An 8138-nucleotide genomic window follows, 5' to 3' on the forward strand; every position below is an offset into this window, starting at 1 on the left:
ATTTAACTCAACAATGAATGCAGGGGCAATGCCCCTCTAAGGAGGAGTCCTTATGACAAAATTCATGAACTGGGTAGTCAGGCATCCAATCATATCGGTAGTTGTCCTTTTCATAGTCCTTGCAGTTCTTTCAGTGAAGATTCTGACTATCGAGATAGATTCCTCTGCAGAGGGCCTTATGGCAGAGGGAGACCCAGAAAGACTTTATTACGAAAGCGTTAAGGAAAAGTTCGGCTCTGACACACTTACAGTAATCGTGGTAGAAGGGAAAAACGGCAAGGATGTCTTTGAACAAGAGACCCTGAGCCTCGTTGAAACCCTTACCGATAAGGTAGTAGAAATAGACGGCGTAACGAACATCCAGAGCCTGACAACAGTCAATAAGATTAAAGGCGAAGGAGATTTCCTCAATACAGATAAATTAATCGAAGAGATTCCCTCTGACCCCGAGGGACTCCGTCAAATCAAGGAAGATGCCCAAAGAAACGATGTATTCCTTAAAAACCTTATATCGAAAGACTCAAAGATTACAGGCATCAATATATTTACCGAGAGAAAGCCTGATGACAAAAAGTTCAATGAGAGATTCTCTGCAGAGCTTGATAGGCTTATTTCCAAGCACAAAGGAGACTACAGGGTCTATCAGATAGGAAACCCCATGACAAAGGTCTCTTTCAGCTCCAATATACAGAAAGACCAGCAGACACTCATCCCGTGGTCAGTAGCATTCCTTATATTTCTTTTACTTATAACCCTCAGGAGCTCGACTGCGGCAATGCTTCCAATCATTACGGGCGGATTGAGCATCCTTGCCACATTGGGGTTTATGACCCTCATAGGGTATCCGATAAATGTAATCACTGCCATTGTCCCAGCGCTCCTTATAGCAATAGGCTGTACAGAGGACATTCACATGATATCGGAGTACTTTACAGGCTTAAGGGAAGGAAAAAACAAAAAGGATGCAATCATATACATGGCAACGAAGTGCGGGCTTCCAATACTTCTTACCTCTGCTACGACTGTTTTAGGATTTAGCTCTCTGGCATTCAACAAGATTACGATTCTCAAGCAGTTTGGAATCGTTGCCTCGTTTGGACTTTCGATTAACTTCATTATCTCCATTATTGTGATCCCGAGTTTTCTTCAGTTTATGCCTGTGCCCAAGGTATTTAAGAAAGAAAAACCTAAGAAATCAAGAAGGTATATAGATGCATTTACAGACTGGTTCATCAGGCTTAATACGAAACACAGGCGCCTTATCGTTGTCGGGATTTTGGCAATAGTTGCCGTTGCCGTAGCAGGCTGGTTCAGGCTTAAGGTTAATACGGATTTTATCAGCTATTTTAAGGAGGGCTCTTTAATAAGACAGCGGGTTGATAGCATCCATAATGACCTCTCAGGGGCATTGAGCTTTAACATCGTTGTGGAGACAGGAAAAGAAGATGCAGTCAAAGACCCATCTGTCCTTAAGCAGATTGCCGGGCTTCAGGAGTATATGGATGGCATGGGAAAATTCGACAAAAGCATTTCTTTGTCAGACTACATAAGGGTGATGAACAAGGAGATGAATGCCGGGAAAAAGGAGATGCAGGTCATCCCTGATTCAAAAAACCTTATTGCCCAGTACCTGCTCCTTATGGCAGAGGAAGATACAAAAAGCTATGTGGATTCGGATTATTCGACTGCAAATATTCTTGTCAGGCACAATATCACAAGCTCTGCGGAACTTACAAAGTATATAGATGAGATTCAAGGGTACATTGCAAAGAACTTCTCTAAGGACCTGTCGGTGAGGTTTACAGGAGAAGGGGTTTTGATTAACAATGCGGCAGACTATATGGCAAAAGGTCAGGCGACATCTCTCATCTCTTCGCTCTTAACTATCTTTGCAATCATGGCATTCCTGTTCATGTCAATAAGGGCAGGGGTAATCTCTATGATTCCCAATATGGTGCCTATAATACTTAATTTTGGAATTATGGGCTGGTTCGGGATTCCCCTTAATACAGGCACATGCATGGTAGCCGCAATTGCATTGGGCATTGCGGTCGATGATACAACCCATTTCATGGCACGGTATTACGGAGAGCTGAAAAAAACGAATGACCAGAAACAGGCAATACTTGATTCCTTAAGAGGCGAAGGAGAGCCTGTTCTTTTGTCCTCAATAGCACTTGCAGCAGGCTTTGCAATCTTAGGGCTTTCGGAGTTTAATCCAACGATTCAGTTCGGGCTTCTTTCAGCAGTGGTAATGCTTATCGGATATGTATCGGAGATGCTCATTACCCCGCTTCTTCTTGAGTCGGTCCAGCTTGTAACGCTCTGGGATTTCCTCCGCGTGAAGCTTAAAAAAGACATCACAAAGATTAGCCCGATATTTGTAAATCTAAGTAAGTCCGAGGCTAAAAAGGTTATCCTTCTTGGAAGCATCCGCTCTGCATCCAATGGGGAATACATTATCCGTCAGGGAGAGGCAGGCACAGAGATGTATATGATTATAACAGGCTCTGTTAAGGCAACTGTCGAGGCCGAAGGCAAAGGCAAAGAGCTTGGAACACTCAAGGAAGGAGATATTGTAGGAGAAATGGCATTCGTAGGTGGTGGCACACGCTCTGCCAATATCATTTCGCTTGACGAAACAGAGCTTTTAAAGATTGACTATAAGTCCCTCGAAAGGGTAAGAAAAAGATTCCCTAAGATAGCTGCAAAGCTCTTTATGAACATCTCACATATCCTTAGCGACAGGTTGAGGGCACAGAATGTTTTAGGGACAGGTTAGGTTAATCCAATCTGTAGCATCTGTTACACCTTATACACTCCGAGATGAGGGGGTTTGGCTTATTTGCCATAGGGCAGTCCTTTGTGCTTATGTAGCCTTTATCTTTCCTTGAAAGAACTCCTGTAAGTGCAGAGACAGGGCAGAGATACCTGCACCAGAGCCTCTTTACACGAAGGCTTAGAAGAAGGCTTATTCCGACCAGAGACCATGTAAGGATATTTCCATGAAAGGAAAAAAGCGTGACATATGTCTCATAGTTTCCAAACTCAGGCCTGCCAGTTACAAAAACCGAAACAATAATAAGCCATAGAAGAAGATATTTGGTATTCCTCCATCTGTCATCTATCTTAGGAGGTATTTCCCATTTTCTTAAAGGCAATCTGCCTATAAACTCCGATATTGCACCGAATGGGCAGAGCCATCCGCAATAAAACCTGCCTGCAATCAATATAGAAAACAGACTGCTTATAACTATTGCATACCAGAGGGTATCAGTAGATGTCCTTAAAAGGAGAAGGTTAAATACATGCAAGATAGAAAAGGGACTCGAAAGATATATCCCTATGACTACAATGCTTAGGATAAGGCTTAAATCCCTCAGCCTAAGAAGCCTATTAGAGAGTCTTGTGATGAAATATGAGCCGAGGGAAAGGAGGAAAAGCACAAGGTATATAATCCATTTTATGTTGGTGCCCTTAGGCTTCACCTCTTCTATGACCTCTATGCCCATGACAGAGGAGGCAATAGCCCTCGATGATTTCCTTACAGCACTAAGGAGGGCAGAGACGCTTACAGTTGCCCTGCTTATGCCCATGATGTCTTTGTCTTCCTCAAACGGGTCGTTTATGTCCTTTCCTAAGAATTGCCCTAAGAACTCAGGTGTCTCCATGCTATGCACATAATTAGGGGTCTCTTTATGCTCAAGGAGCTTTATGCCGTAAATCTTCCCTTCGGGGCTAAGTGAAACGAGAACCTTTATAGGTCCTGCATAGCCTCTTATGGATGGCATGACATCGTATGTGTTGAATGCGATAATGCCTTCCCTTGAAGGATAATAAGTATCTTCCTTTTTGAGGAACTCTGTATCAGGCGAAACCTCTTTCAGGTAAAGAGATTCATCCACCTTCTGCTCGGGCGAGATTTTCTTAATCGCATACCCAGAAAAGAGGGATAGGAGAAATACTATAAGGAGCGTGAGCCTTCTCCCTTTCATAGGGAAGATTATAACCTCCTTTGGATTGCTATTTCTACAGACAAGGGCAAAATTCAGCTTGTCAAGCCAAAATACAAATGTCCTATTTTGTTATTTAGTGGTTTCTGACTACCTCTTTATTCCGCTTAAATCCCTTTTGTCAAGGAAAAAAGAACTATGGTTTATACAGCTTTGTCATTCCCCCTTTTTCATAGATGACAGGAGGCTGAATATAGGATTAAAAGGTAAGAAGGGCTGATTTACAGGATGTAGAGGGTTTATGTTATATTAAAATAAAATTTCTTAAGGAGAAGGATTTATGCTCAAGCACAAAGCAAGTTATATAGTTTCCGTTGTTGGTGCAACAGGTGCAGTTGGAAACGAGATGATAACTTGTCTTGAGTCCAGGAAATTTCCGATTGAAAGGCTTCTGCTTTTTGCCTCGGAGCGCTCAGAGGGCTTAAAGATTAATTTTCGTGGGCACGAAATCCCTGTAGAGACCATTAATGAGGACTCTTTCAAGGGCATAGATATTGCGCTTTTTTCAGCAGGCGGGGAGCGCTCTAAGCTCTGGGCTCCTATCGCCGCTAACTCAGGCTGTGTTGTCATTGACAATTCAAGCCAGTGGAGGATGGACCCAAATGTTCCGCTTGTTGTCCCTGAGGTCAACAGCCATGACCTCAAGTGGCATAAGGGCATAATTGCAAACCCCAACTGCTCCACCATACAGATGGTCGTTGTGCTTAAGCCCATACACGATGCAGGAAGGATAAAAAGGGTTGTGGTCACGACATTTCAGTCTGTCTCGGGCACTGGCAAAAAGGCAATGGATGAGCTCCTCGAGCAGACAAAAGACATCCTCGGCTTTAAGCCTGTCAGGTGCAATGTCTATCCCCATCAGATTGCATTCAACATCCTGCCTCACATAGACAAGTTCCTTCCTAATGGCTATACAAAAGAAGAGATGAAGATGGTCAATGAGACAAGAAAGATAATGGGCGACGAAACTATAAAGGTGACTGCAACCACTGTAAGGGTGCCTGTGTTTAGATGTCATTCGGAGAGCTTAAACATAGAGACCCAAAAGAAGCTCACCCCGGATGAGGTGAGGGCAATTCTTTCAAGGGCATCTGGTGTTGTGGTTTATGATGCGCCCGAAAAAAATATTTACCCCATTCCTGTTGATGTTGCAGGTAAAGACGAAACCTATGTAGGAAGAATTCGGCAGGACGACTCCATACCTAATGGCATAAACATGTGGATAGTTGCGGATAACCTAAGAAAAGGTGCTGCACTTAATGCAGTTCAGATCGCAGAAAAACTCATTGAATTGGCTTAATTCTTGCTATTTAAATAAATGGTTCTATATAATATTAATATATAACATTGTTATATAACATAGGTATTATGAGACTTTTAACCCGAAAGAAGGTAGCTTTTTTTCTGCGCGGAAAGACACTATTGTGTGTGATAGCACTCTGTTTTATTTGTGCCTGTGCCACAAAAATCCCGGTTGTTATTCAGAAAGACATCGAGGTAATAAGGCATCCCTTACAGGTATCAGAGGATGAAAAATCCGTATCCATACTAAAGGCAATCGAGGAAAGAAACAGGACAATAGAGGACGACCCATCGTGGATTAAAAACTCCTATACAGGTCTCAATATTAGAAGTCTTCGCACTATTGCAGAAAAGGAGTATTCCGAGTATAAGAAATATCTAGATAACGGCACTGTTTATATCATAGTTCATCCTGCCTATTATCCATTCTTTCAGCATAAGAAGTTTGCGGATGAGGATGGGGAGTTCTCGAAGGGAAATGTAGTTGAGAGGCTCCTTTCAATCCCTGCCCAGAATCTAATCTTCTCTGTGCTTCAGGCTCAGGAAAGACGCATGAGGGATTTCCTTGAATATAAATCCACAGAGGAAAAGCTGATTATCATTATTCTGCCCCGAAACTACCAGAAGTACTCGGGTTATATCTATAAAAGCGGCCCTGATGAGTATACCCGTTACCTGAACGAAGTAACTAATGAATCCGAGTCCGTCTTTTATCTGGATTCAAGGACCTCAACGAGAGGCTATCTGAAGGAAGACGATACTATCAAACTGGTAGAATTCCTTGCGGCAATCAATGCAAAAAAGGTTCTTATAGGCGGTGGCTATGTAGGCAGGTGCCTTGAGGACTTTTATGTGGATTTTTCGGAGACATACGGCACAGATTCATTGTATATGGTTCCTGAACTGTCCGATATATCTCCAAAGGAATTAAACGGCCATCTGGCAGTTAGCCTGCTTAAGCCTGATGGCACAATAGATATACTAACTGCAACAGAGAACTTAAAAAGCAACATATACGGTGCACAGGACATTCGGCCCAATGTCATGAACCTTCAATGAAAAAGGTTCTGATGAAGGGCAACGAGGCAGTGGCAGAGTCGGCAATTCAGGCAGGCTGTCGTTTTTACGCAGGTTATCCAATAACCCCCCAGAACGAGATTCCAGAATACATGTCATGGCGTATGCAGGATGTAGGAGGTACATTTATTCAGGCAGAAAGCGAGATTTCGGCAATAAACATGGTTTACGGTGCATCATCGGCAGGGCAAAGGGCAATGACCTCCTCAAGCAGTCCGGGTATAAGCCTCAAGCAAGAAGGAATCTCCTTTCTTGCTTCTGCCGAACTACCTGCGGTCATCGTGAACATGCAAAGAGGCGGCCCAGGGCTTGGAAATATATCAGGCAGTCAGGCAGATTACTTTCAGGCTGTAAAAGGCGGAGGGCATGGAGATTACAAGTGCCTCGTTTATGCACCTTACAGCGTTCAGGAACTCTGGGACCTTACAATGCTTGCCTTTGACAGGGCAGACCTCTATAGAAACCCCGTCATAATCCTTTCAGACGGAATCATGGGACAGACAATGGAGCCCCTGTTTCAAACCCCTTATGAGAAGCCTTCACTACCTGAAAAAACATGGGCATTAAGGGGTGCAAAAGGCAGGGCACCAAATGTCATAAAAACCCTTTATATGGCAGAAGGAGAGCTTGAGGAAAAAAACATGGCAAGGCAAGCTAAATATAAAAAAATAAAAGAAAACGAGGTCTTGTTCGAGGAACTGCAAACAGACGATGCGGACATTATTGTGGTTGCCTTTGGAGTGTCTGCAAGACTTGCCCTGCCTGCACAAAGAAAACTCAGAAAAGAGGGCATTAAAATTGGGCTTTTCAGACCAATAACGCTTTTCCCATTTCCAGAGAAACAGATAAGCAGTCTTGCAAAAAGGGTCAAGAGGTTCGTAGTAGTAGAGTTGAATGCAGGACAGATGGTTGAGGATGTGAGGCAATATGTTTGTGGAAAGGCAGAGGTAGTGCTTTATGGAAGGCCTGGAGGCTCCATAGTGACTGCCGAAGAGGTATACGAGAAGCTAAAAGAAATAACCTCTTAAACCGCTTTGGAAAAATAAAAACAGTTTAAAATTGCCGATAGAAATCCTCTCAACCGTGATACAAAAATGTTAAATTAATCTATGAGTAGGATTTCTGTTTTGGTTAGCAAGCCTATCATTCACCTGTGCCTCATAGCCCTCATTGGCATTCTTTCATACTCAAATACATTTAATTCACCTTTTCAATGGGATGAGAAAAGTTTTATAGCGAAAAACCCTATCGTTAAAGACCTTTCCTATTTCCTTGAGCCATCAAAGGCAAAGGGATTTGAATACTATGGTGCCTTCAAAGGCAGATTCATTGGCTACCTCACATTTGCACTAAATTACAAACTGCATGGACTCGATGTCACTGGCTATCATGTATTCAATATATCAATTCATATCCTTAATGCCATGCTTGTGTATTTTCTTGTAGCATTGACTTTCAGAACTCCTTATCTAAGTAATCCCCCTTCATCCCCCTTTAATAAAGGGGGAAAAGAGGGGGTGCAACCTGCTAACATAGGTAACAGATTAACCTACGGACATGGGTAACAGTATAATGGCAGAGCAAGGAGGTATTGCGATGTCATGAAGAGAGGTGAGACCTATGGACGAGAGAGTGAGTTTGATTTCGGACTGGCTTAAAGGTTGTTTCACAATCACAGAGCTTTCGGTTACTTACGGTGTCAGCCGCAAGACGGTCTATAAGTGGATCAACCGGTATGACACTGAT

Annotated in this window: 7 protein-coding genes; 6 read left to right on the forward strand and 1 reads right to left on the reverse strand. The window is 43.0% G+C overall.

Annotated elements, in window-relative coordinates:
• Positions 1–52 precede the first annotated feature (52 nt).
• Positions 53–2782 carry an MMPL family transporter gene (locus HY805_07420; protein ID MBI4824040.1) on the forward strand — a complete coding sequence of 910 codons (2730 nt, stop codon included), beginning with the start codon at positions 53–55 and terminating at the stop codon, positions 2780–2782.
• Position 2783: 1 nt separating this feature from the next.
• On the opposite strand, the gene HY805_07425 is transcribed toward HY805_07420, so the two are convergent.
• Entirely contained in the window at positions 2784–3995 is a 1212-nt protein-coding gene (locus HY805_07425; GenBank protein ID MBI4824041.1) for a 4Fe-4S binding protein, read from the reverse strand.
• A 298-nt stretch (positions 3996–4293) separates the two neighbouring features.
• Here HY805_07425 and HY805_07430 point away from each other — a divergent pair, with 298 nt between their 5' ends.
• The 5 genes from HY805_07430 to HY805_07450 form a co-directional block, all read left to right on the forward strand.
• Entirely contained in the window at positions 4294–5313 is a 1020-nt protein-coding gene (locus HY805_07430) for an aspartate-semialdehyde dehydrogenase (protein ID MBI4824042.1), read from the forward strand.
• Positions 5314–5381: 68 nt separating this feature from the next.
• The gene (locus tag HY805_07435; GenBank protein ID MBI4824043.1) at positions 5382–6374 is read left to right on the forward strand and encodes a hypothetical protein; all 993 of its coding nucleotides are present in this window, start codon (positions 5382–5384) and stop codon (positions 6372–6374) included.
• Positions 6371–7420, forward strand: a complete 1050-nt coding sequence (locus HY805_07440) for a 3-methyl-2-oxobutanoate dehydrogenase subunit VorB (GenBank protein ID MBI4824044.1) — start codon at positions 6371–6373, stop codon at positions 7418–7420. Before HY805_07435 ends, HY805_07440 begins: the two co-directional genes overlap by 4 nt.
• An 81-nt stretch (positions 7421–7501) precedes the next feature.
• The gene (locus tag HY805_07445; protein ID MBI4824045.1) at positions 7502–7957 is read left to right on the forward strand and encodes a hypothetical protein; all 456 of its coding nucleotides are present in this window, start codon (positions 7502–7504) and stop codon (positions 7955–7957) included.
• A 67-nt stretch (positions 7958–8024) separates the two neighbouring features.
• On the forward strand, positions 8025–8138 hold a 114-nt coding region (locus HY805_07450), incomplete at its 3' end, for a helix-turn-helix domain-containing protein (protein ID MBI4824046.1).

Source organism: Nitrospirota bacterium, assembly GCA_016207905.1.
Classification (GTDB): Bacteria; Nitrospirota; Thermodesulfovibrionia; order Thermodesulfovibrionales; family JdFR-86; genus JACQZC01.

Bases quoted from the DNA above. Each gene is read 5' to 3' on its own strand.
- HY805_07445 (MBI4824045.1), top strand. From the start codon at position 7,502: ATGAGTAGGATTTCTGTTTTGGTTAGCAAGCCTATCATTCACCTGTGC.
- HY805_07420 (MBI4824040.1), top strand. From the start codon at position 53: ATGACAAAATTCATGAACTGGGTAGTCAGGCATCCAATCATATCGGTA.
- HY805_07440 (MBI4824044.1), top strand. From the start codon at position 6,371: ATGAAAAAGGTTCTGATGAAGGGCAACGAGGCAGTGGCAGAGTCGGCA.
- HY805_07435 (MBI4824043.1), top strand. From the start codon at position 5,382: ATGAGACTTTTAACCCGAAAGAAGGTAGCTTTTTTTCTGCGCGGAAAG.
- HY805_07425 (MBI4824041.1), bottom strand. From the start codon at position 3,995: ATGAAAGGGAGAAGGCTCACGCTCCTTATAGTATTTCTCCTATCCCTC.
- HY805_07430 (MBI4824042.1), top strand. From the start codon at position 4,294: ATGCTCAAGCACAAAGCAAGTTATATAGTTTCCGTTGTTGGTGCAACA.